The 23,527-nt window shown below is 67.5% G+C and carries 21 protein-coding genes; 6 read left to right on the top strand and 15 right to left on the bottom strand.

The features are described from left to right. Positions 1-86: 86 nt before the first annotated feature. Together QTI05_RS01115 and QTI05_RS01110 are read right to left on the bottom strand one after the other, a co-directional pair. On the bottom strand, positions 87-938 hold the full coding sequence (locus QTI05_RS01115) for a transporter substrate-binding domain-containing protein (protein ID WP_444812881.1): 852 nt from the start codon (positions 936-938) through the stop codon (positions 87-89). Between the two features lie 65 nt (positions 939-1,003). Then, entirely contained in the window at positions 1,004-2,671 is a 1,668-nt protein-coding gene (locus tag QTI05_RS01110) for a rhodanese-like domain-containing protein (protein ID WP_286542595.1), read from the bottom strand. A gap of 201 nt (positions 2,672-2,872) precedes the next feature. On the opposite strand from QTI05_RS01110, the gene QTI05_RS01105 reads away from it, so the two are divergent. From QTI05_RS01105 to QTI05_RS01080, 6 genes are all read left to right on the top strand, one after another. Beyond that, positions 2,873-3,946, top strand: a complete 1,074-nt coding sequence (locus tag QTI05_RS01105; RefSeq protein WP_286542596.1) for a putative FMN-dependent luciferase-like monooxygenase — start codon at positions 2,873-2,875, stop codon at positions 3,944-3,946. Between the two features lie 10 nt (positions 3,947-3,956). Then, on the top strand, positions 3,957-4,601 hold the full coding sequence (locus QTI05_RS01100; protein ID WP_286542597.1) for a CMD domain protein: 645 nt from the start codon (positions 3,957-3,959) through the stop codon (positions 4,599-4,601). A 13-nt stretch (positions 4,602-4,614) separates the two neighbouring features. Continuing rightward, positions 4,615-5,226: an alkylhydroperoxidase domain protein gene (locus QTI05_RS01095; protein ID WP_286622603.1), complete on the top strand. Its 612-nt coding sequence runs from the start codon at positions 4,615-4,617 to the stop codon at positions 5,224-5,226. A gap of 132 nt (positions 5,227-5,358) precedes the next feature. Further along, complete coding sequence (locus QTI05_RS01090; RefSeq protein ID WP_286542599.1) at positions 5,359-6,441, top strand: L,D-transpeptidase family protein; 1,083 nt, start codon at positions 5,359-5,361, stop codon at positions 6,439-6,441. A gap of 35 nt (positions 6,442-6,476) precedes the next feature. Continuing rightward, positions 6,477-7,010: a M23 family metallopeptidase gene (locus QTI05_RS01085; RefSeq protein WP_286542600.1), complete on the top strand. Its 534-nt coding sequence runs from the start codon at positions 6,477-6,479 to the stop codon at positions 7,008-7,010. Positions 7,011-7,131: 121 nt separating this feature from the next. Next, complete coding sequence (locus tag QTI05_RS01080; protein WP_286622602.1) at positions 7,132-9,096, top strand: hybrid sensor histidine kinase/response regulator; 1,965 nt, start codon at positions 7,132-7,134, stop codon at positions 9,094-9,096. A 14-nt stretch (positions 9,097-9,110) separates the two neighbouring features. Here the strand turns inward: QTI05_RS01080 and QTI05_RS01075 are convergent, their stop codons facing one another. The 13 genes from QTI05_RS01075 to QTI05_RS01015 form a co-directional block, all read right to left on the bottom strand. After that, positions 9,111-10,265 carry an aromatic ring-hydroxylating oxygenase subunit alpha gene (locus QTI05_RS01075; protein WP_286542602.1) on the bottom strand — a complete coding sequence of 385 codons (1,155 nt, stop codon included), beginning with the start codon at positions 10,263-10,265 and terminating at the stop codon, positions 9,111-9,113. 74 nt (positions 10,266-10,339) lie between these two features. Continuing rightward, the gene (locus QTI05_RS01070) at positions 10,340-11,110 is read right to left on the bottom strand and encodes a siderophore ferric iron reductase (RefSeq protein WP_286622601.1); all 771 of its coding nucleotides are present in this window, start codon (positions 11,108-11,110) and stop codon (positions 10,340-10,342) included. Positions 11,111-11,118: 8 nt separating this feature from the next. Continuing rightward, positions 11,119-13,002, bottom strand: coding sequence for an IucA/IucC family protein (locus QTI05_RS01065; RefSeq protein WP_286622600.1), 1,884 nt, complete (start codon positions 13,000-13,002; stop codon positions 11,119-11,121). Beyond that, positions 12,999-13,574: a GNAT family N-acetyltransferase gene (locus tag QTI05_RS01060; RefSeq protein WP_286622599.1), complete on the bottom strand. Its 576-nt coding sequence runs from the start codon at positions 13,572-13,574 to the stop codon at positions 12,999-13,001. The genes QTI05_RS01065 and QTI05_RS01060 overlap by 4 nt, the downstream gene beginning before the upstream one ends. Then, a complete protein-coding gene (locus tag QTI05_RS01055; RefSeq protein ID WP_286622598.1) occupies positions 13,564-14,781 on the bottom strand; it encodes an MFS transporter in 1,218 nt (405 codons plus the stop codon). The genes QTI05_RS01060 and QTI05_RS01055 overlap by 11 nt, the downstream gene beginning before the upstream one ends. A 13-nt stretch (positions 14,782-14,794) precedes the next feature. Next, the gene (locus tag QTI05_RS01050) at positions 14,795-16,108 is read right to left on the bottom strand and encodes a lysine N(6)-hydroxylase/L-ornithine N(5)-oxygenase family protein (protein WP_286622597.1); all 1,314 of its coding nucleotides are present in this window, start codon (positions 16,106-16,108) and stop codon (positions 14,795-14,797) included. A gap of 35 nt (positions 16,109-16,143) precedes the next feature. Beyond that, a complete protein-coding gene (locus QTI05_RS01045; RefSeq protein WP_286622596.1) occupies positions 16,144-18,492 on the bottom strand; it encodes a TonB-dependent siderophore receptor in 2,349 nt (782 codons plus the stop codon). 129 nt (positions 18,493-18,621) lie between these two features. After that, a complete protein-coding gene (locus tag QTI05_RS01040) occupies positions 18,622-19,683 on the bottom strand; it encodes a FecR family protein (protein WP_286622595.1) in 1,062 nt (353 codons plus the stop codon). A gap of 7 nt (positions 19,684-19,690) precedes the next feature. Next, entirely contained in the window at positions 19,691-20,227 is a 537-nt protein-coding gene (locus QTI05_RS01035) for a sigma-70 family RNA polymerase sigma factor (RefSeq protein WP_286622594.1), read from the bottom strand. 122 nt (positions 20,228-20,349) lie between these two features. Then, a complete protein-coding gene (locus QTI05_RS01030; RefSeq protein WP_286622593.1) occupies positions 20,350-21,549 on the bottom strand; it encodes an NnrS family protein in 1,200 nt (399 codons plus the stop codon). Continuing rightward, a complete protein-coding gene (locus QTI05_RS01025; protein ID WP_286622592.1) occupies positions 21,549-22,706 on the bottom strand; it encodes a DUF8744 domain-containing protein in 1,158 nt (385 codons plus the stop codon). The genes QTI05_RS01030 and QTI05_RS01025 overlap by 1 nt, the downstream gene beginning before the upstream one ends. Beyond that, entirely contained in the window at positions 22,700-23,050 is a 351-nt protein-coding gene (locus QTI05_RS01020; RefSeq protein ID WP_286622591.1) for a metal-sulfur cluster assembly factor, read from the bottom strand. Before QTI05_RS01020 ends, QTI05_RS01025 begins: the two co-directional genes overlap by 7 nt. Then, positions 23,047-23,514, bottom strand: a complete 468-nt coding sequence (locus tag QTI05_RS01015) for an RrF2 family transcriptional regulator (protein WP_286622590.1) — start codon at positions 23,512-23,514, stop codon at positions 23,047-23,049. The genes QTI05_RS01020 and QTI05_RS01015 overlap by 4 nt, the downstream gene beginning before the upstream one ends. Positions 23,515-23,527 lie beyond the last annotated feature (13 nt).

Raw genomic sequence — 23,527 nt, 5'->3', positions numbered from 1 at the left:
GACATTCGCGGAGGGGAGTACCCGGTGGCCTGTGCACGCCCCCCGAATCGACGCGCACCACGCACACCGCACACGCAGACAAGCTCTCAGGGCGCGGCCCGCAGCCTGGCCTGCAGTTCGGGCAGCAGCGGCTGCGGCGGCTCGATGCCGTTGCGCTTCTCGGTCTCGATCAGCCAGCCGCTGCGGTGCCACTGCTTCACCACCTTGTCGACGGCGGCGATGGTGTCGGCCTCGCCCTTGCGAGTCCACACCACCGAGGGCGCGGGCAGGATCTCGTCGCGGATCGGCGCTGCATAGGCGGCCCACTCGGCGCTGCTGCGCAGGAGCGGCTGGATCAGCGTGGCGTCGTGCACCGCCGCTGCGCAATTGCCGCCACGCAGCGCGAGCAAGGACTCCGCAGAAGTCTTGAAGCCGCGTACCTGTGCACCGTACTGCTCCTGCAACGGCTTCACGTAGCTGCTGCCCTGCGAGGCGCAGACGATCTTGCCGCGCAGGTCTTCCCACTTGGCGATGCCGCTGGTCTTCAGCACCGCGGCGGTTCCGCCCACTCGATAGAACGGGGTGGGCGCGTGACCCAGGATCTCGCCGCGGTCCGCGTTGTATTCCATCGAGGCGATCAGCAGATCGACCTTGCCCGATTGCAGGAACTGCACGCGAGTCGAAGGCTGCACCTGCACCAGTTCGAGCTCGGCGCCGAGCTGTTTGGCGAGATCGCGTGCCAGGTCGGGGTTCCAGCCGACCAACTGCTGCGTGGCGGGGTCGATCGAGCCGAAGGGCCCGCCGCTCACCACGACGCCGATGGCCACCTTGCCGCGCTGCTTGATGCGGTCGAGCGTGGCGTCGGCGTGAGCTGCGCCGACGCTGAGAAAAAGGGCAGCACCGAGGACGGCGGTGGCACGGAGGGCAGGAAAGCGCGAAAGGGAGATCATCGAATGAATATCAGAGACGAAGCAAGGCAAGCGGCGATCTTGCGAGGCCGCGGCCGTTGCTGCAACGAAGGCCTTCAGATATCGATATGTGTTTTGTCGGGCAAGCGAAAGGCCGCAAGCTCCTGCGGTGCGCATTGCGCAACGAGGCCCAGTTCCCAATCGAGATAGCGGCGCGCCGCATCGAGGTTGCCGTCGTGCCGGTCGTGCACGAAGAAGAGGTAGTCGACGGCCTCTGCATCCGTCGGCGAGTCCGGTGTCGCTTGCTGGATCCAGCCGGCGGATTCGACCGCCTCGGCCGTCGCCCACGACAACCGCTGCCAGCCGGCCTCGCGCAAGTCCTGCGCAGCCAGTCGGGCGACGATGTCGTCGGTTGCGATCAGCAGCACGGGGCGCTGGAAATCGCCACTGGTCGCGACCTCGGCATCGGCCACCACGCGCGGCCGGATCGACCAGGTGGCACCGCGCGCATGGCGCAGCCTGTAGGCGGGCGAGGGCCGGAGATCCAGCACCGCGGCCGGTGAGTCGATGTTGTCGCGCAGCGCAGTCAACGTGCCGGCCGACAGCACCGGAACGGGCGGGGGGAGCCGTGCGGGCACCGGCGTGGGCACGCGCAGGCCGCTGGCCAGGCCGCCCTCGACCAGTGCTGCCTCCAGGCCCAGGCGGCGCAGCCACAAGGCGATCACCGGTGCGCGTGCACCATCGTCATCGAGCACCAGCACGCGGGCGTGGCGCACGCCGATCTGCAGGTCGGTGGCCTGCAGCAGCTGGCCCCCCGCCGCGTGGCGCGCACCCGGCAGGCTGCCGGCCGCAAATTCTTCCGCGGTACGGATGTCGAACACGAACGTGGTGCGGCGGCTGTCGTCGAGCCAAGCCTGCGCCGCGGCAGCCGCGAGCACGGGGACGCCGGCACGTTGCGCAGCCGTGGCGGCGTCGTCTCGCGCCGCCTGGCGTTGCGCGGCATCGGGCGCGGGCGGCAGCGTGCGGGTGCTGCCGCGTTCGAGTTCGAGCCCGGCCAGGGCCCAGCCCTGCGTGCCGTTCTCGAGCGCGAACACCGGATTCGGCACGCCGAGGTCACGCAGGATCTGCGCGCCGACGATGCTGCGCGTGCGGCCCGCGCAGTGCACGACGATGGGCGTGGCCGGATCCTGCACCAGGGTGCGCCAGCGCAGGGCCAGCTCGCCGTTGGGCACGGGAATGGCGCCGGGCAGCGTCATCTTGCGATGTTCTTCCAGCGTGCGGCCGTCGAGCAGCACCAGCGGCTCGCCCGCACGCTGGCGGGCAGCCAGCGCCTGCGCGCTGATGTGTGGCACGTCGAAAGCATGTTCCGCGATTTCGCCGAAAGTCTTGGAGGGCAGGTTCACGCCCTTGAACAGCGTGTGCCCGGCCTTGGCCCAGGCGGGCGCACCGCCGGCGAGCACCGACACGTCGTCGTAGCCCAGCGTCGCGAGCCGCCCCGCGGCCTGCTGTGCCAAGGTCGAATGCCCCTCGCCGTCGCCGAACAGCACGGTGCGGGTGGCGCGGCGCGGCACCAGCCGGCCGACCTCGGTTTCGAGCCGGCTGTAGGCGGCATGAACCGCGAAGAAGGGGTGGCCTTCACCGTACTGCCCGTGCTCGCGGATATCGAGCAGCGCGAGTTCGCGGCCGTCCTGCAGCCAAAGATGCAATGTGGTGGCGGAGATGACAGGCGCGAACGCGCGGGAAGCCGTGGTGGCTGGCGTAGGGATATCGGCAAGAAAGGACATGGAGGCAAGGGAGCAAAGGTCGGCGGCACCTTAGCCGCACGGCGCGTGCATGGCTACGAAGAATTCCGCATAAGCAAACATGGCCGCCCGGCCTGAAGACGGCGATACATGCAAGCCGCATAAGCAAGTGCGAAAACCGGATTTCCCTCCGAACGCATCGCGGGCAAGACTCTAAGGCTTTCGACAACCCAGCTCCTCCGGATGCCCGGCATTTCCAACACCCAGCGCCCGCTTCGCCTCGGCTTCTTCAGCCGCCTGCTCGACGACGCCACCGCCGCCGAGCGCTACCGTCTTGCCGCCGCGCAGATCGCCCATGCCGAGGCCTTCGGCTTCGATTCGGCCTGGGTGGCGCAGCATCATTTCCACGCGCACGAGGGCGGCCTGCCATCGCCATTCGTCTTTCTGGCCTACGTGGCCTCGCGCACGCGGCGCATCCGCCTGGGCACCGGGATCGTCACGCTGCCGCTGGAAAACGCGGTGCGCGTGGCCGAGGACGCGATCGTGCTGGATCTGCTTTCGGGCGGCCGGCTCGAGGTGGGCGTGGGCACGGGCGGCACGCCCGAATCCTTCACGGCCTTCGGGCTGGATGGCAACGACCGCTCGGCCATCTTCGCGAGGCAGCTCGCCGTGGTGCGCGCAGCCTGGGCCGGCCGGCCGCTGGCCGGCGGCGACACGCTGTACCCCGCGGCCTCGCAACTGCTGAACCGCGTCTGGCAGGCCACCTTCTCGGTGAGCGGCGGTACGCGCGCAGGGGAGGCCGGCGACGGCCTGATGCTCTCGCGCACGCAGCCACGCCCCGAGCACATGGCCGATGCGTCGCTCGCCGCGATCCAGAACCCGATCGTCGACGCCTACCTGGCCGCGCTGCCAACCGGCCATACGCCACGCATCGTGGGCTCGCGCAGCGTCTTCGTGGCGGACACCCGCAAGGAGGCACTGCGCCTGGCCGACATCGGGCTGCGCCGGTCGGCGGCCCGCTTCGCCGCGTCGGGACAGAACGGCCTCGCGGATCGCGCCGGCCCGGACGCCCCGCTCGAACAACTGATCGCGGCGTATGACGTGCACGTCGGATCCCCCGAGGACGTGATCGCCTCGCTGCGCGCCGACAGCACGCTCGCGCGCGTGACCGACCTCGTCTGCCAGGTGCACTCCGTCGATCCACCGCACGAGGCCATCCTGCGCTCCATCGAACTGACCGCCACCGTGGTCGCACCGGCGCTGGGCTGGATGCGCGGCGCGGGCGTGTCGGATCTCCAATCTCTCGCACTTCTCTAGGTTGCATTTCATGAACGCCATCGCTTCTCGTCCCGCGGGCCCCGTGCCCGACGTCATCGATCGTCTCGTCGGCATCGCGCCCGGCAGTCACCTCGACCAGATCCGCGCGCAGCGGGAGCAGGCGCGCACGCATGCGCAGCAGAGCTACCTCTCGCTGTTCGCGCCGACGCCGCCCGTGTTCGGGCATTTCGAGATCGCGGACCGCTTCGCCGTCGCGGCCTTCGTCGCCGGACTGCATGGGCAGGCCGACGTGGCGCGCTTCTACGTTGACTCGCTGGCTGGGCAGGGCGCTCGCACAGGGTTGGCAGAGGCCATTGCCATTGAAACGAAGCGGGCTGCGACGCAGGGGCCCTATGGGCGCTATCCCGCAGGCCCTCTCAGCGCCGAGGACGCCCCCGGCCCTTCGTATGCGGTGAGCGACACGCAGCGCCCGGTGCTCGGCAAGCGGCTTTCGGCCGGTCTCGCGCATGCGCACCTGCTGGTCTTCCATCCACGCGACGCGAGCCCGGCTGCGCTGCAGTCGCTGCTCGATGCCGGATGGTCCAGCACCGAGATCGTGACCCTGTCGCAGCTCGTTGCTTTCCTGGCATTCCAGATCCGCGTCGTCACCGGCCTCAGGGCGCTGGCGCAGCGCCCCGTCACCCTTGTCGATTGATCCGAGGAACACCATGACCGCCGAATTTGCGCTGACCCATCCCGGCAACACGCACCCGAACGCCTTCACGCAGGCGCAGCTCGAATGGCTGCCCTGGCTCGAGCCGCTGCCCGAAGCCGAGCTGACCGAGCGGCATTTCGCCGGGCTGGTGGACGCGGCCCGCGCCAAGTCGCCGTACTTCCGCCTGCTGGCGCGCGACCCGGACATCCTGGGCGCCCGCACGCGCACCGACAAGGACATCTTCTACAACCCCGAAGCCGGCCTGCCGCGCGCCGAGCGCGAGCTCTCGGCAGCCGCGGCCTCGCGCTACAACGGCTGCATCTACTGCGCCTCGGTGCATGCGCGCTTCGCCTCGCATTTCTCGCAGCGCACGGACGACGTGCAACGCCTGCTGGACGAGGGCGTCAAGGCCGATCTGGGCGAGCGCTGGAATGCGATCGTCGCGGCCTCGGTCGCGCTGTCGTCCACGCCTTCAGCGTTCGGGCCGGCGCATATCGAGCAACTGCGCGCGCATGGCCTGGACGACCTCGCGATTGCCGATGTCGTCCACGGCGCGGCCTTCTTCAACTGGGCGAACCGGCTGATGCTGTCGCTGGGCGAGCCCCAGGAGCACGCCGCCACATAGGCGTGCGCGCTACGCCAGCGCTGGTTGCTGCCTTGTACGCATGGCACCGAGGCCAGATGTTCGCCTCAGCCTACACGGTGAGGCGCTTTCGGCCGCTAGGGTGAGGCTCGACACTTTCACCCGGAGCACCCGATGCCGAACAACGACAGCACCATCGCCGATGGCCGAATGGGCCGGCAGGCCTTGGGCGCTTCCCGCCGCGCCTTCCTTGTGGCGTCGACAGGGGTGGCCGGCGTCTTCACGCCATGGGGCGCATGGGCAGCCCGGCCGGTCGCGAAGAAGGCGGCGCCCGAGCAGGACGCCGACGGCGCCCTCGCGAAGCTCAACGCCGCCAACGCGACGCCCCTGCTGGTGCAAGGCTCGCGCGGCGCCGCGGTGATGCGTGCGCAGATCCTGCTCGACCGCGCATGGTTTTCGCCCGGCGAGATCGACGGTGGCTTCGGCGCCAACATGCGCCGGGTCGTGGCCGCCTACCAGAAGGCCAACGGCATTCCGGGCACCGGCAAAGTCGATGCCCCCACCTGGGATGCCCTGACGATGGACACTGCACCGCTCTTCGCTGCCTACACGATCACCGACAAGGACGCGGCCGGCCCCTTCACCCCGACCCCCGGCGACATGGCCGAGCGCGCCAAGCTCAAGTCGCTCGACTACGAGAACATCCAGGAAGCATTGTCGGAGCGGCATCACATGGCGCCGCGGCTGCTTGCGGATCTGAACAAGGGCGCGGGCTTCAGGGCCGGCGATTCGATCGTCGTGGTCAACGCGACGACCGATGCCGACGCGGGCGTGGTGGCGGCGGCGAAGTCGATCGAGATCGACAAGGGCGAGCACATGTTGTTCGTGCTGGACCGCGCGGGCAAGCCGCTCGCGGGTTTCCCCATCAGCATCGGCGGTCGGCTCGACCCGTTGCCGCTTGGCAAGATGAAGATCACCAACGAGGTGAGGAATCCGACCTTCACCTACAACCCCGCGCTCCTCAAGAAGAACGTGCCGGCCAATGCCCAGAAGGTCGACATCGCAGCGGGGCCGAACAATCCGGTGGGCAATGTCTGGATGGGCTTGTCGAAACCGCACTGGGGCATTCACGGCACGCCGGCGCCCGAGCGTGTCGGCCATGATGAGACCAACGGCTGCATCCACCTGACCAACTGGAATGCCGCGCGCGTGGCGCAGCTGGCCAAGGCCGGTTTCGCGGTCGAGGTCAAGGCCTGAAAAAGGGTATGGCAGGCATCGGCACGCGCTCCATCGTGGCGTGCGCCCGGTGTCTGCTGGGCGTCGCCTGGTGCCTCGGCCTGGGCGCGGCGTGGGCGCAGGGGGCAATGCCCGACGACGGCGCCGCGCTGCTCGCCGCGCGCCCGCTCGCGATGCCCGTGGCGGGCGTGCAGGCGCATGCGCTGCAGGACACCTTCAACGACGGCCGCGCGGGTGGGGCGCACGAGGCCATCGACATCCCCGCGCCGCGCGGGACGCCGGTGCATGCCGTGGACGACGGCACCCTGGTCAAGCTCTTCACGAGCGTGCCGGGCGGACTCACGATCTACCAGTTCGATCCTATGGGGCAGCTCGCGTACTACTACGCGCACCTGGACCGCTACGCCGACCAGCTGTACGAGGGCATGGTCTTGCGGCGCGGCGACCTGATCGGCTACGTCGGAACCACGGGCAACGCGCCCGTGAACGCGCCGCACCTGCACTTCGCTGTCTTCCGCCTCGGCGCGGACAGGCATTGGTGGAAGGGCACGGCCATCAACCCTTACCCCGCCCTGCGGCGCCTGCGATGAAGCGCATCCGTCCCGACCGGCCACCGGCTGTGTTCTTCCAAAACTGCTCCGCGGGTAAATGTCTAGACGCCTGCAGGCGGCACCCGCCAGAATCGCTTGCGGGCTGCTTAGGATCGACAGAATGAGCTCGCTTGCAATGGAACAACAGCCGCATACAACCAGCATCAGCACCGAGGAGCGGTATCGCCTGCTCGTGGACGCGGTCGCAGACTCTGCGATCTACATGCTGGATCCGGACGGATTCATTGTCAGCTGGAATGTCGGTGCAGAGCGGCTCAAGGGATACACAGAGTCCGAGATCGTAGGCCGCCACTTCTCGGTGTTCTACGGGCCCGAAGACGTTCAAAGCGGATTGCCGGCCAGGGCGCTGGCGGCTGCATTGAAGACGGGTCGGTTCGAATCGGAAGGTTGGCGCCATGCCAAGGGAGGGCGTCGCTTCTGGGCGCACGTGGTTGTGCATCCCATCTGGTCGCCGGCCAAGGAATTGCTCGGCTACGCCAAGGTGACCCGCGATCTCAGCGAGCGACGGGCTGCCGAAGAGGCCTTGCGGCGCAGCGAGGAGCAGTTCAGGCTGCTCGTCCAGGCGGTGACCGACTACGCGATCTACATGCTCGACCCCGAGGGCATCATCACGAACTGGAATTCCGGGGGGCGGCGAATCAAGGGCTATGAGCCTGCCGAAGTCATCGGCACACACTTTTCGCGCTTCTACCGCGCCGAAGACCGGAACCAGGGCCTTCCCGCAAGAGCGCTTGCGATCGCAGCCGCCGAGGGCCGCTTCGAAGGCGAGGGCTGGCGCGTGCGCAAGGACGGAACCGAGTTCTGGGCCAGCGTGGTGATCGACCCGATCTACGGCGGCAATGGGGAGCTGCGCGGATTTGCCAAGGTCACGCGGGACATCACGGAGAAACGCAATGCCCAGCTCGCGCTCGAGCAGACGCGCGAAGCGCTCTTCCAGTCGCAGAAACTGGATGCGATCGGGCAACTCACGGGCGGCGTGGCGCACGACTTCAACAACCTGCTGATGGTCATCCTCACGAGCCTGGAGCTGTTGCGCCGTCGCATGCCCGCCGATGAAAAGCTCCGGCAGCTGGTGGACAACGCGACGCAGGGCGCCAAGCGCGGTGTGTCGCTCACCCAGCGCATGCTGGCTTTCGCGCGCCGGCAGGAGCTGCGTCCCGAAAGCGTGCACTTGCCGTTTCTCATTGGCGGCATGACGGACATGCTGGAGCGCACGCTCGGGCCGACGATTCTGATCGAGCGCAAGTTTGCGGAATCACTCAGTCCGGTGCTGGTGGATCCGCATCAGCTCGAGCTGGCCATCCTGAACCTTGCAGTCAATGCCCGCGACGCAATGCCCAACGGAGGCACGCTGCGCCTGGAGGCAACGCAGGAGGTGTCTACCACCTCGCAGGGGCGGCAGGGAGGGGAATTCGTGCGCCTGTCGGTCTCCGACAGCGGCAGCGGGATGAACCCCGAAGTGCTGGCGCGTGCCATGGAGCCTTTCTTCACGACGAAGGGTGTCGGCAAGGGCACCGGCCTGGGCCTGGCCATGGTGCAGGGGCTGGCGGTCCAGTCCGGCGGAAAATTCGTGATGACCAGCACCGAGGGTGTCGGGACGACCGCGTTGCTTTGGCTCCCTTTGGCAAGGGTGGAGGTGCACGAGGCGCTTCCTGCGGGCCAGCATGCTGCACCACCGCCGGCTGCAGCGCACTGCACCGCGGCCCTGAAGGTTGTCGCGGTCGATGACGACCCGCTGGTACTGGCCGGCACAGCTTCGATGCTGGAGGATCTCGGACATTCGGTGCTCAGCGCTGCGGGTGCCGTGGAGGCCCTCGGCCTGATCCGGAACGAACCCGGAATCGATCTGGTGATCTCCGACCAGGTCATGCCCAGGATGACCGGCTTGCAGTTGTTCGAAGTGCTGCGCAAGGAGCATCCCGAACTGCGCCTGATTCTGGCCTCCGGCTTTGCGGACTGGCCGGCCAGCGCCTACGGGCTGGCGGTCAAGGTCGCCAAGCCTTTTGACCAGCAGCAGCTCGCCGATGCGATCGGGCGCGCCATGGGCGCCGGCGGTCCGGGCTAAGGGCGGCCGGCCCTTCACGCCAGCATCGAGGCGCCCATCATCCGCCGGTACCACGCGTGGAAGTGCTGCATGCCGTCTTCCAGCGGCGACTGGTACGGTCCGACATCGGAAACGCCCCGCTCGAACAGCGCGAGGCGCCCTGCATCCATGCGCTCGCCGATCTCGTCGTCTTCCTTCACGGTTTCCATGTAGGCCGCGCGGTGCGCCTCGATGAACTCACGCTCGAAGGCGGCGATCTCCTCGGGATAGTAGAACTCGACGACGTTGATCGTGCTCTGCGGCCCCTTGGGGTAGAGGGTGGACAGAACCAGCACGTGCGGGTACAGCTCGATCATGTGGGTCGGGAAGTAGGTGACCCATACCGCGCCGAAATCGGGCGCGCTGCCGGTGCGGTAGTCCAGCAGGCGGTCGTGCCAGGCGCGATAGACCTCCGAGCCCGGCGCGCCCAGCGACTGGTGCACGCCGACGCGTTGCATGCTGTAGAAATCGGCGAAGTCCCAGCTCAGGTCGTCGCAATCCACGAAGCTGCCGAGGCCGGGGTGGAACGGCGCGACGTGGTAGTCCTCCAGGTACACCTCGATGAAGGTCTTCCAGTTGTAGTTGCATTGGTGGACTTCGACGTGGTCGAGCACATAGTCCGAGAAATCGAACTCCGGCCGCGCGAACAGCGCCGCCATGTCCCGCGCCGGATCGCGCGCACCTTCGAACAGTTGCCCGTGGCAGTTGCGCAGCGGAAAGCGCTGCAGGTTCTTGCAGGGCTTCTGCTCGAACTGCGGCGCGCCGAGCAGTTCGCCGCGGTCGTTGTAGGTCCAGCGGTGCAGCGGGCAGACGATGTGTCCGCCCGCCGCATCCAGGTTTCCGCTGGGGTTGGCGGGCCCTCTCACGTCGCCGGTCTCGCCGCCGAGGATCAGCGCCTGCCGGTGCCGGCAGACGTTGGACATCAGCTCCACGCCCTGCGCATTGCGCACCAGCACACGGCCTCCGCCCTCCTGCGCAAGGCGCCGCCAGTCACCGACGTGCGGGACGGCTTTCTCGTGGCCCACGTAGCGGGCCGACTTGTTGAAGATGAGTTCCTGCTCGCGCGCGAGCAGGGTTTCGTCGAAATAGGCGCTGACCGGCAACTGCGTGACTGCCGGCAGAACACGCGCCAGGCGTGCGACAACGTTCATGGGAATCTCCAAAGCGTGACGAACCACGCCGGCCCGGACGGGCTTCGGCGCGCCGAGAGAACGAGGGGGCCGGACTACGAAGGATCGGCCAGCAGGCGGGCGATGCGCGTGTCGAGCGGGAGCTTGGGGCAGGTGCTGCATTTCTCGCCGTCGGGTCGGCGGAAACGGTGGCAGCACACCTTGCGGTCGAGCGCGAGTGCGGGCGTGCCGTCGCGCGCGCGGTAGGCGAAGAAGCCGCAGCCGCCGGCAATGCCGAGCCGCGTGAGCCAGTCGGCTCCGAGCGCGACGAGTTCGGCGTCGGGCCGTGCGGGTTGTTGGCGCCGCACCAGCAGCAGTGCGCCGAGCACGCATTCGGCCTGCAGCCGGTCGGCGGCGCGCGGGTGCAGCGCCACCAGCGGCATCAGCACTTCGCGCGTGGCCTGGCAAAGCGTGCGCAGCTCATCGGCCGCGAGCCGCATGCGCGTGGACAGGTCGCCGGTCGCCGGCGCGTGGATCGGCAGCCGGAAGCCGGTGGGAAAGCCGGCGATCACCGGTTGCGCCAAACCCGCGAGGCGCGGCACGTGCGTATCGAGATGCGTGGCAATGACGCCCAGATAGACCGGCTGCCAGATCGCCAGCCCCCAGCAGCGCAGCGCCACGTAGTGCGCCCCGGCAGCGCCGTGTGCCTGTGCCCAGTGACGGCACAGCGCGCGCAGTGCCGTCGCGCCATCCGCGATCCCGTCGTCGTGGCGAAGCGCATCGGGCAGCGGCACGTCGCTCTGTTCGCCGCGCAGGCCCGGGACGATGCGCTCGGCCAACTGCAACACGCGGGCGAGGTTCGGATCGGTGTCGATGATCGCCCGCATGGGATCCGTTACTCCAGGCTTTCCGCCAGCGCATCCGCTTGGGCGCGTGCTGCCAGGCGGCGGCGGAACTTCGCGATCGGGTTCGCGAGATTGCCGGCCATCTTCAGGCTGGAGGCGGGGTCGGACAGGTTGACCATCTGCACGTTGTTGCCGAGCTGCAGCCGGTTCAGGCACGAATGCAGGAACTCCGGCACGAACATGTCGTAGTGCGCGTGCTTGTCGGCCTGTTCGGGGTGGGCGTCCTGGTAGTCGGTAACGCAATCGGCCACCGCGGCCCAGAAATCGTCCTCGGTGCAGCATGCGTTTTCCGCCAGAACCTGATTGATGTGGCGCAGCACGCCATCGAACACGTCGATGAAGATGCCGAGCAACTTGAAATGGTCCGGCACGTCCACCGCCAGCCGATCGACGCGTTCCGGCAGGCGCGCCTTGGCTTCGATGTCGAGGATGGCGCACTCCTCGGCGATGTCCTTCATGATGGCGCGCACCGGCACATGGCGGTCGAGCACCAGGATCAGGTTCTCGCCGTGCGGCATGAACGTCAGGTCGTGCTTGTAGAAGCAATGCAGCAGTGGCGTCAGGTATGCCTCCAGGTAGCGGCGCAGCCATGGCACCGTGCCCAGTCCCGAGCGGCGGATCAACTCGGGCAGCAATGCATGGCCATGCTTGTCGACGTGCAGCAGCGCGGCCATGGTCATCAGGCGTTCGCCCGGCGCGAGCAGCGGCAGCGGGTTCTCGCGCCACAGCGCCGAGAACATCTTCTTGTAGGGCGTGTCGAGCGGAATCGCCGCTTCGTAGTGGAAGTTTCGAAAGCCCATCGATGCGACTTCCTGCAGGATGGTGAAGCCGTTCGCGCGCAGAAAGGGATCGCCGTCCACCAGTTGCTTGATGAACTCGTTGATCGCCGGCGTGCCCGACATGTAGTAGGGCGACAGGCCCCGCATGAAGCCCATGTTGAGGATCGACAGCGAGGTCTTCACATAGCGCTTGCTCCGGTCGCTGGTGTTGAAGAAGGTCCGGATCGACTGCTGTGCGGTGTAGTGGTCGCTGCTGTAGTCGAGGCAGATGATCTTGCGCTCCGCGACGTAGCCCGCGAACGCGATCGACAGCTTGTTGAACCACTGCCACGGATGCGCCGGCATGAAGTAGTAGTCGGCCGGATCGACGCCGCACCCACTCACCTGCCGGGTGAAACGCTCGACCGTGTCCTGCCCGATCTCTTCGGCCAGCAGTTGTTCGTAGCCGAGCGTCGAGATGCTGGCGAAGGTGGCATGGGCCTTGTGCACCGCGAGCCAGATCACGCGGATGTCCGAGCCGGCTTCGGGCGCGTAGGCACGGTAGTCCACCGCGTTGAAGCCGAGCCGCCCGTTGTTGGCGACGAAGCCCGGGTGGCCTTCCATCATCGCGACCTCGATGGTCTGGAAGTCGGCGGCGTCGGCCAGTTCGGCGCTGCTGGGCGCATCGGCCTTCATGCGCTTGAATGCGCTGCCGAACAGGGTGCTGCTGATCTCGTCCAGGTAGATCGGCAGCAGCTCTTCGCGGATGCCCAGGCGCTGGCGGCATTCGATGATGAACTGCAGCGCGTCCAGCGGCTGCTCGGCGCCGTTCACCAGCTTGCGGATCGATGTCGGCGCGATGTGCCAGTGGCGCAGCGCCAGGCGCTGCGCCTCGAACTGGTAGCACACCGCGCCGTCGTCGGACAAGACCTGGTAGCGCGCAAAGCCGTTCTTGTCCGGGCCGAGGCGCTCGGGTTCGATGATCAGCTCGTGCGCGTACTCGGCGATCGCCTTGCGCAGCAGCAGGCGGTTGGCCTCGGCCCAGACTTGCGGCGTCAGGTGCGCGGCGGCCTCGGCCGGTTGTTGATAGAGCTGGTTCGCGATGTCTGCATTCATGGATGGACTTCTTCCTGGTTGGTGGCCGTAGCCTGTTCAAAATCCCGCCGGGTGCAATAGGCGAGGCTGGCGATCTTCTCGGGGAAGATCACGTCGCGGTCGTAGACGAAGCCTGCCGACCGGTTCAATGCATGGATCCTGTGGTTGCCCGCGTCGGGCTCCACGACGATGCGCCGAGCGCCCAGGTGGGCGAACATGAAGCGCATCAGCGCATGGAATGCGGCGCGAGAGAAGCCGGGGATGCGCACGTCCGCGGGGCCGACGAAGATGTGCATGCCCAGGTCGCCGGGCCGCACCTCGTAGAAGGCCCGGATGCGATCGTGTGCAGGGTCGTAGCACTCGGCCAGGAAGGCCGGCCGACCCTGATGCCAGCCGATGTAGGCCGTGGCATGGCCGGACGCCATCATCTGCCGGTAGACCTCGTGCACCTCGTCCTCGGACTTGTCCTGCATCAGCCAGAACGCAGCGCGCTCCTGCGTGAACCAGCGATGCAGCATCGGCACGTCGTCCGGAATCCGGAGCGGGCGAAAGACGAAGCCGGCTTCGTCGCGGTACGGGCTTTCAGTTGGCATGGGCGGGCGCCTCCAGCGGGGCCGCGTGATCGGCGCTCGGCACGTTGAGGATCAGGCGGTCGAGCAGCGCGGTCAGCACGAAGCCGCCCGCTGCCAGCAGGAAAGGCACGTGCAGCCCGTAGCGCTCGACGATCGCGCCGGCCGCGAACGAGGACAGCAGCACGCCCAGGTTCTGGAAGAAGTTGGTGATGCTGTAGTCCTGCGCATAGCGCTGTGGCGTGGACAGGCGGAACAGGTTGACTTCGAGCTTGACGATGATCTGGAACAGCGACCAGCCATACAGCACGCGTCCCACCACGATCCACACCGGATCCGGCGCGGCGTGCAGCAGCAGCCCGACCATGCCCAGCAGGAGGTTGCCCACGGTGTGGTCGGGCAGGCGCCCGCTGCGCGCCCGGATGTGGGCATGCAGCCGCAGCGCCACGATGGCCACCACCCCCGGAATGGCGAAGGCCATGCCGGAGACCAGTTCGCTGTCGTAGCCGCTCGTCTTCTGCCAGTAGACCGCGAAGAAGGGGCGGATCAGATAGGCGCTGAAGTCGAACAGCAGCATCACCAGCGCAAGCCGCAGGATCGGCAGGCGCGCGCGCCAGTCGACGCGGCGCGCTTCGGCTGCAGCTGCGGCGGTTTGCGCATGCTCGCCGGTGTTGATGCGAACGATCTTGCCGCTGCGGATCAGGTAGATGCAGACCGCCATCTGGAAGAAGTCGCCGGCAGCCATGGCGAAGATGCTGGCGCGCGGCCCCCAGGCCTGCAGCACGAAGCCGCCCACCACCGCGCCGAAGATGGCGCCGAAATGCACCACGACCGACAGCACGCCGATGGTGGCCGCATGCTGGTCCTTGGGCGTGAGCCGCATCATGTACGGATACATCAGCAGATAGCTGCTCTTGCACATGAACATCAGCATCGACAGCACCCAGTAGCTCTGCACGTCGGGTGCCCAGTCGCACAGCAGGCTGAAGGTGCCGGCGGCAAACTGCGTGTAGACCAGCAGGTGCAACGGCTCGATGCGCCGTGCCACGCGTGCCCAGAGCGGCAGCGTGCACATCACCGCGATCGAGATGGCCGCCACGTAGGCGCCCACGTGCACTGCGCTGTCGATGCCGTAGCGCGCGCTGAAGAACTGCGGATAGAAGGGGATCAGGATGGCGTCGCTGATGACCGCCAGCACCGTCATCATGATGACGTGGAATTTCAGGCTCATGCTGTTTTCCGCGTCAGAGGCGGACGAAATCCGCGGTCGCGGGAATCGCGAAATCCTGCAGCGCGATGCGCCGCTCGATCTTGTAGTGCTCCACGCCCGTCAGCTCGCGCAGGATGTAGGAGTTGCGGTAGCAGCTCATGCCCAGATCCTGGTTGGTCATGCCATGGGTGTGCTGGCCGGCGTTCTGCACGAAGATCTCGTTGCCATCGAAGTCGGCCGCGTAGTTGCGCGCCAGCCTGTAGCGGCCCTTCTCGTCCCAGCGCAGCCGGTGTCGGATGCCGTCGATGAAGGGCGGGATGTTCTCGCGGTATCCCGTGGCGAAGACCACGCCCTCGCTGCGGTGCGCATAGCGGGTCTCGCAATCGAGTTGCCGGAACTCGATGTCGTAGCCGTCGCCGGCGGCGTCGTAGCGGCAGCCCTGCAGCTCGCAGTTGGTGATGAGGTGGGTGCGCAGCCGGCCCTCGTTGCGCTTGTCGTCGAGCAGGTCGTAGATCTGGTTGATCAGGCTGGCGTTGACGCCCTTGTAGAGGCTGTCCTGGGTGCGGACGATGCGCTCCTTCTTCTGCTCGTCGAGGTGAAAGAAGTAGTCGATGTAGTCGGGCGAGAACATCTCCAGCGTGAGCTTGGTGGTCTCCATCTGGAAGAAGCGCGGCGAGCGCGTGATCCAGGTCAGGCTGTAGTCGTGCGCGTCGGCTTCCTTGAGCAGGTCGTGAAAGACCTCCGCCGCACTTTGCCCGCTGCCGACGATGGTGATGGAGCGCTTCTGCTGCAGTTGCGCCTTGTTCGCAAGGTAGTCGGCGGCATGCATGAAGCGGTGCTCGGCCGGCTCGCAGCATTGGGGAAAGACCGGCCGGGAGCCAACACCCAGCACCAGCTTACGGCAGCGCAGGACAAAGGGTTCGCGCTGCGGGCCCTGCACGCCGGTCACGACATAGCAGCCGTTCTCGAGGTCGTGTACCACCTCCTGCACATCGCACGAGAAGCGCACGTTGGACAGCTGTGCCGCGGCCCATCGGCAGTACGCGTTGTACTCCGCGCGCTTCAGGTAGAAGTTCTCCCGGAAGTAGTACGAGTAGATCTTGCCTTCCGCCTTGCAGTAGTTGAGGAAGCTGAAGCGGCTCGTGGGATCCGCGAGGCTCACCAGATCGGCCAGGAAAGGGTTCTGCAGCGTGGCGTTGTCGATCAGCATCCCGGGATGCCAGCTGAACTCCGTGTTGCGCTCCAGAAAGATGCCGTCCAGGTCGGCAATCGGCTCCGCAAGGCAGGCCAGGCTCAGGTTGAAGGGCCCGAGCCCTATCGCGATGAATTCTTGAACGTCCGTTTTCATGGCACTCCGATTTGGGGGTTGTCGAACGGCGGCCGCTACCACTGGTACGTCAGGGTGGCCGCCACATTGCGTGCGTCGCCCCAGTAGCAGTACTGCTGGCTCAGGCACGACGCCACGTAGCTCTTGTCGAAGACGTTGTTGGCGTGGAGGCGCAGGCTGGAGCCCTTGAGCGACGGGTTCACGTACGCCAGGTCGATGCGCAGCATCAGGTCGACCACGGCGTACGGCCGCACCTTGAAACTGTTGGCGTTGTCGACCCAGCTGGTGCCCACGTGGCGCACGCCGGCGCCCAATGTGAAGCCGGGCATGAAAGTCCAGTCGCCCCAGACCGAGGCCATGTGGCGCGGCGCCTGGTACGGCGTATTGCCGGTGAAGCCTTCGGCCGACTCGATGAACTTCATGTCGGTGAAGGTGTAGCTCGCGAGCATCGAGAAGTTGCTGGTCAGCTGCGAACGCGCCTCAAGCTCGAGGCCGCGCGAGCGCACCTTGCCGCTCGGCACGTAGTAGGTCGCGCCGACCGGGCGCGTGGCCACGTTTTCCTGCTTCAGGTCGTACACGGCCGCCGACAGCAGGGTGTTCGAACCCTTGGGCTGATAGCGGATGCCGACCTCCACCTGCCTGGTCTCGGCCGGGCGCAGGATGTTGCCTTGCTGGTCGTTGCGCAGGCTCGGGTTGAAGCCGTCCGAATAGCCGACATAGGGCGCGATGCCGTTGTCGAACAGATAGACCAGGCCGGCCCGCTTGGTGAACCTGGAGCCTTTCCATTCGGCCGGCGCATCGGTTCCATAGCGGTTCGAGGCCTGCGCCCAGTCCTGGCGTCCGCCGAGCGTGAGGCGCCAGCGGCCGAGCTCCATCTGGTCCTGGATGTAGAGGCCGGTCTGTTCCAGGCGGCGGTCGATCGGGGAGCTCGTGACGTCGCTCAGCCCGGGGAGGCCATAGACCGGTGCGAACACGTTGATCGGCGATGCGCCGCCCGACTCCCAGCTCCCGCCGACGCTGCGCTTCTGGTAGTCCAGCCCCGTCAGCAGCGTGTGCTTGACCGCCCCTGTCTCGAAGCGCCCTTCAAGCTGGTTGTCGACAGTGTGGCCGCGCGTGGATTCGCGTGCGCCGGCGTAATAGCGCGTCAGCTCGTTGGCGCTGGCCCAGCCGTAGCCGTAGACCTGGCGCAGCGTTGTGTCGGCCGAGACGTAGCGGAAGTTCTGCCGGAACTTCCACTGGTCGTTGAAGGCATGGTCGAACTGATAGCCGAGAAAGCGCTGGGTGCGCTGGTACTTCTCGACGCTCGGATCGCCATCGAAGAAATAGCGCGAGATGCGGCTTCCGTTGTGCTTCGCATTGATGCTGGCGTCCGCCGGCACGCCGCTGTGGTAGCTGCCTTCGGGATCGTGCTGGAGATACGCCTGCAGCAGCAGTTGCGTGTCCTTCGACGGCCGGATCGTCAGCGACGGCGCGATGGCCTGGCGCTGCTCCTTCACATGGTTGAACTGCGAATCCAGCGAGCGCCCCAGCGCCGTCAGGCGGTATGCCATCACGCCGTTGGCGTCGACCGGCCCCGTGAGATCGACCGCGCCTTCCATCCGGTTGCGATTGCCAACGGTGAGCTGGACTTCGCGATAGGGCTCGAACTGCGGCTTTGCGCTGGTCAGGGCCACCAGCCCGCCGGGCGACGCACGCCCATAGAGCACCGAGGCCGGCCCCCTCACCACGTCGATGCGTTCCAGGAAATACGGATCGACCTGCATCGAGCTGTAGCTGCCCTGGTCGCTCAGCAGGCGCAAGCCATCGAGCAGGGTGCTGTCGACGCTGCTGTCGTTGAAGCCACGCAGGGCCACGTAGTCGTAGCGGTTGGACGAACCCACAAGGCCGGTGAAGGCGCCGGGCGTGTAGTTCAGCGCCTCGGGAATGCTGCGCGGCTTCTGGTCTTCGAGTTGCTGCTTGGTCACCACCGAGATGGACTGTGGCGTTTCGAGGATCGGCGTGTCGGTCTTGGCGCCCGCTGCGCTGCGCCTGGCGACATAGCCTGTCGTTCCGCCGGCGGTTTCCTCTTGCGGGCCTGCCGTCACCGTCACGAGCGGCAGGTTGCCGGCGGCCGATGTGTCGGACGAGGCCTTGACGACGACGGCGCTGCCCTCGATGGTCGCCGCCAGCCCGCTGCCGGCCAGCAGCCGGTTCAGCGCCTGCTGCGGCGTCAGTTGCCCGGATACGGCCGGTGCCGCCTTGCCCGCAACCAGCGCGGGCTGAACCATCAGTTCGAGCCGCGTCTGCCGCGCCAGGTCATTGAGCGCCTGGGCCAGCGGCTGCGCCGCGATGCCGATCTGCATCGGCGTGGCCGCCTCGGCATGCGCGACGGCACTGGTGAAGGACAGCGCTCCCGCGAGGGCCAACGGAGCAGGGTGAAAGCGACGGGAACGGAACATTCGAGAAGGAGGTAAATAAGAATCCTTCTCATGTAGACGCATGGGCTCCGACAAACCCTAGGTCGGCTTCAAAGTTTTTTGCGGCTTGCGGCGTGGCTACTTGCCGGAGACGATTTCCGTTACGTCATCCTGCGCGCGCAGTCGCACCGGCAACACCTGCGGCAGGACGCGCGAGAAGTTGTCGAGCCGGTGGGGGTCGAAGGTGCCGGTGACGCGCAGCGCGGCCACGCCCGGGTCGCGCACCACGAGGTGGGTGGGGCCGTAGCGCTCGAATTCGGCCAGCGCCCGGGCCAGCGGCGTGTTGTCGAAACTGACCCGGCTCTCGCGCCACGGCGCGATGCCGGCGGCAGGCACGGCGGACACTGCGCCGAGCCTGCCGGCCGCATCGCTGGCGACCTGCTGGCCGGCACCGAGCTCGACGGCGGCGCCAGCGCCGGATGCCGCCCGGTCGGCCCGCGCCACGCGCACCCGTCCCTCTTCCACGGCGACGTGCACGCCTTCCTTGTCCGACAGGCCGGGCGTGTAGCGCACCGAGAAGCGGGTGCCGACGACAGTGATGCGCAGCGGGCCGGCGAGCACGTCGAAAGGGCGCGCCGCGTCGCCCTTGACCTGCAGCACGGTCTGCCCCTCGGGCAGGCGAAGCTCGCGGCGCTGGCGGTAGAACGTGACGTCGGCGCGGGTCGCGGTGTCGAGCCGCAGCCGGCTGCCATCGGGCAAGGCCACATCGAGCTGCTGGCCGCGCGCGGTCGCGAAGCTCTGCACGAACAGGGGCTGCTGCCAGTGGCTCCAGGCCAGGTAGCTGCCGCCGACCACCGTGAGCAGCACGGCCGCGAGCGCGCCTTGCGGCGCCCAGTCGGCCAGCCCGCGCCACCAGGCGCGCCGCAGCGGCGCGGCACGGGCCGCTGCCTTGTCGGCACTCAGCCTCTTCCTCAGCGAGTCCAGGCCCTCCGCAGGCAGCGCATCGAGCGCGGCCCAGTCGCGCTGCCAGTGCGCGAAGGCCGCGCGGTGACGGCCATCGGCAGCCAGCCAGGCCTGGAATGCCGTTTCCTCGGCGGCATCGATGCCGCCGCCGCCACGGCGCACGAACCAGTCCAGGGCCGCGCTGTCGATTTCCGGGGACGGCGCGGCTGGCGGGTCTGCTGGCGGCGGGGTGCTCATGACGCTGTCATCTCCTTGATGTAGACGCACCAGCGGCCTGAAACCCTATGTCGCCCGCGCAGCGCCTGCAGGCCTCCATGGCCAGCTTGATGTGCTGCTCGACCATCTTGCGCGAGATGCCCATGCGCTCTGCAACCTCCGCATGCGGCAAGCCATCGAACTTGTGCAGGATGAAAGCCTCGCGGCAGCGCAAGGGCAGGGCGTCGATGGTGGCAAGGAGGGCGCTGACGGCCTGCGCCGACTCGGCGGCCGTGTCGGGTTCGCAGGCCCGGGGCGCCGCCAGGCTGTCGAGCTCGGCGGAAAGCGTCTCCTCGTCGTCCGGCTGCAGCGCTTCGCCGCGCACTTCGCTGCGGCGGTGCTGGTCGATCTGCAGGTTGCGTGCCGTGCGGTACAGCAGCGCGCGCGGCTCGGGCACCGGCTGCCCGGAATGCTGCACGGCCAGAACGCGTGCGTAGCTCTCCTGCACGACATCGGCCGCGGCATCGCGGTTGCGCGCCGTGCGCGAACAGAAGTTCAGCAGTTCTTGGTAATAGCGTTCAAGCACAGATCGATCACAGCCATGGAGGTGACGAGTCCCCTCGACAGGCTGGCGTCGCGACGGCTCACCCGGTGCATACATTGCAAATGGGAACTATTCGCATTATCCACAACGGGATGCCGGCAGGCTCAGCCCGGCCGGCCGTCCAGGCGGGGCCGCGTCAGCACGGGCCAGTAGCGCACGGCATACAGGCCGAAGCCCAATGTCCAGAAGGCGGCGGAACCCAGCACCGCAGTGATGGTCTGGGATGGCGCGACGAGCGGCACGAGAACCCGCGTGAGCGCGGCCAGCAGAACCAGCACGAAGCAGGCGGTATCAAACTGGTCGGCGCGCAGCATTCGACCGGTATGGCCTCGCGCCGTGCGAACCATCATCCCGATGATGAGTCCTCCTGCCGCACCCACGGTCAGCGCGTGCGCCGCCAGCGATGGCGACACCCAGCCACCCGACGCGAGCGCCCGCAATGCGAGGTGAACGGGAATCCACGCGTAGGCCAGGTGCAGTACCAGAACGATTGAGTTGTTCAGCGTTTTCCAGGGCCGCCAGAGCAGCCACCGCGCGAGATGCACGAGCGCCGCCGGTACGGCGATGGCCGCTACGGCAAGCGGCGGCAGGCCAATTGCATCGACGATCAGCAGCGCGGCCAAAGAGCCCAGCGCTGCCTTCTCGAGCAGCGGATGCGTTGTCGCGTTCGCGCCGGGAACGCCGTTGTTGGTGAACATCGGAATCACGCGGCCGCTCATGACCGCCATGATGAGCAGCAACACATCCAGCGCCACCTGGATGCCGATCCATGCCGGTACCTCGATCACGCCAAGGGCCGAGAGATGGAAGGCGAGTGCAGCGCCCGAAAGCACCAACAGCAACCCGATGAAAAAGTAGTTGCGGCGGTTGCGCGCAGTGATAAGCGGGATCGCCAGCGCCACCGCACAGGCCAGCGGAAAGGCCGCGTTGACGATGGCAGCCGCCCAGCCGAAAGGCGTGAGAACGAGAACGCGCCCCGCCACCCAGAGGGCCGCCAGGGCGGCCAGCGGCAGGCCCACTGGCGTCGGCTGGCCGGACCAGTTGCGCCCCGCGGTGAAGAGAAAGCCGACGATCACCGCGAGGGTGAAGCCGAACAGCATTTCGTGCGCATGCCACAGCGGGCCCTGCAGGTAGGCCAGCGGCAGCCAGCCTGCGAACTGCAGCGCCCACAGCCCGATGGACAGCGCAGCGAAGGCGCTGGCGAGCAGGTAGAACGGCCGGAAGCCAAGTTGCCACAGGGCAAAAAAGGCGGGCGCTGGGGCCAGGGGAGGTTGTGCGCGCTGGACGGCGATGAAGGGAGCCATTACCGGGCCTTTCTGACGCCGAGAGCGCCGTGGTGGAGACGCCAGGCCACGGCCGCACCGGCCACGGTGGCGGCAAAGAAGCCGATCGTTGCTGCGTTGAATGCGGCGCCGGCGGCGCGCAACGGTTCGCTGAAGGGCCCGAGAAAGAGCCGCATCAGGAGCGACAGGTGCAGGGCGGCCAGCGGCAGATAGAAGAGCACGCCGAACTGGAGCTTGACCCGCGCGATCGCGGGCAGCACGACCGGCGCGTGCCCCATCATCATGCTGACGACGAAGCCGAGTCCCAACGCGTGCAGCGCTGCGTCGCGCGCCGCCCATCCGAGCGCCGTCAGCGCCCACGCCACGCCGGCGACCGCGAGCCAGGCATAGCCGCCCAGCAGGCAGATCGCCATGTAGCGGCTGATGCCGTGTGCGAACACCGTGCGCCGCGCCACATCGAAGGTCGCCAGCCACGCCGCCAGCAGCACCAGCGCCGTGCCATACATCAGTCCGCCGGCGCGCGGCGCCATGCCCGACCCTGCAGCGCCCGCCAGCAACAGCAACAGAACGGCGTGCAGCGTGGTGCTGGCGCCCGGGCGTCGTCGCATGAGTCGCGTCATCTCCAGGCGCTCGGCGGCAATCGTCATGACGAGAAAGGCGAACCACCACGGAAAGACAGCGTTGCCGTCGTGGCCCAGCGCGAACAGCACGTTGCCCATCACCCATGCAGCCGCACCCACCAGCAAAAGGAGCGTGTGGGCAGCGTGCTGGCGCCGCACGACCACAGCGTTGACAGCCAGGAAGGCCACCGCCGCCGACACGCCCAACCACGCGCCAGCGGCCTGCTGTCCGAGCACGAGGCACACAGCGCCGGCGCCCGACGCCAGTGGCGCGAGCAGGGCCGCACGGTGCTTGACGGCCACTGCGCGCTCGATGCCGATGACCGTCCCGAGAAAGCCGCAGATCATGAGGGCCGCATGCACCATCAGCACCTGGCCTGTCCAGGCAAAGGAAAGCGGATCCGGCAGCGCGACGCCGAGCCGCCAAAGTCCGCCCGCGACGCCACCCACCAGCGAGACGCCCACCAGCGCGCCGAACACCGCGCGCGTGAAGATCCAGACGCGGGACGCCGATGCCCGGTGGCTGCCCCGGATGGAAAGACTTTCGGCGTTCACCATCCCATGAACCGCTTGGCCTTCGCGCTCATGCGCTTCGGCGTCCAGGGCGGCTCCCACACCAGTTCAATGCAGATCCTGAGATCGGCAGGGATGACCTTGTCCAGTTCGAGCTCCGCGTCCTCGATGATGACGTCGATCACCGGGCAGGCAGCCGAAGTCATGGTGATCAGCACGTGCGCGGTCTTGGCGTCGACGGTGACGCCGTAGATGAGGCCGACATCGACGATGCTCATCGAGATTTCCGGATCGACCACGCGCGACAGCGCGGTGGCGATCGGCTGCCGCAAGGCTTCCGGCCCGTCGTAGGGGAAAGAGGCCACGTCGAGGATGGCCTGGTTCGTCATGTGCCCCCCTTGGCATGGTGGTGCGCCGGGGCTTCGTCGACAAAAAATATCGCGGACAGCGCCTCGCGGTTGTGGACCAGATCCGCCAGCGTGTAGCGATGCAGGATCGAATGAAAGGCCGCCAGGGCCTCGTCCAGCACGCCGCGCAGACGGCACAGGCCGGTAATACGGCACTCGCCACCGTCTTGCGCGAAACATTCCACGATCGCGTTGCCCTCGGTGTGGCGCACGACGTCGCCGATATTGATCGTGTCGGGTGCCTTGGCGAGCGACAGCCCGCCGCCCTTGCCGCGAACGTTGGCGAGCCACCCGTGCTTGCCGAGGAAATGAACCACCTTGGTCAGGTGATGTTCCGACACCCCGAAAGAGGTGGCGATCCCCGCGATGGTGGCGCGCCGCTCCGGCTGCGCGGCCAGGTAGATCAGTACCCGCAGGCTGTAGTCGGTGAAGGCGGTGAGCTTCATGGTCTCTCTGGGG

Source organism: Variovorax fucosicus, assembly GCF_030316825.1.
GTDB classification, from domain to species: domain Bacteria; phylum Pseudomonadota; class Gammaproteobacteria; order Burkholderiales; family Burkholderiaceae_C; genus Variovorax; species Variovorax fucosicus.
The sequence above is the reverse complement of the archived record's forward strand: the minus strand, read 5'-3'. Positions and strand labels throughout refer to the sequence as shown.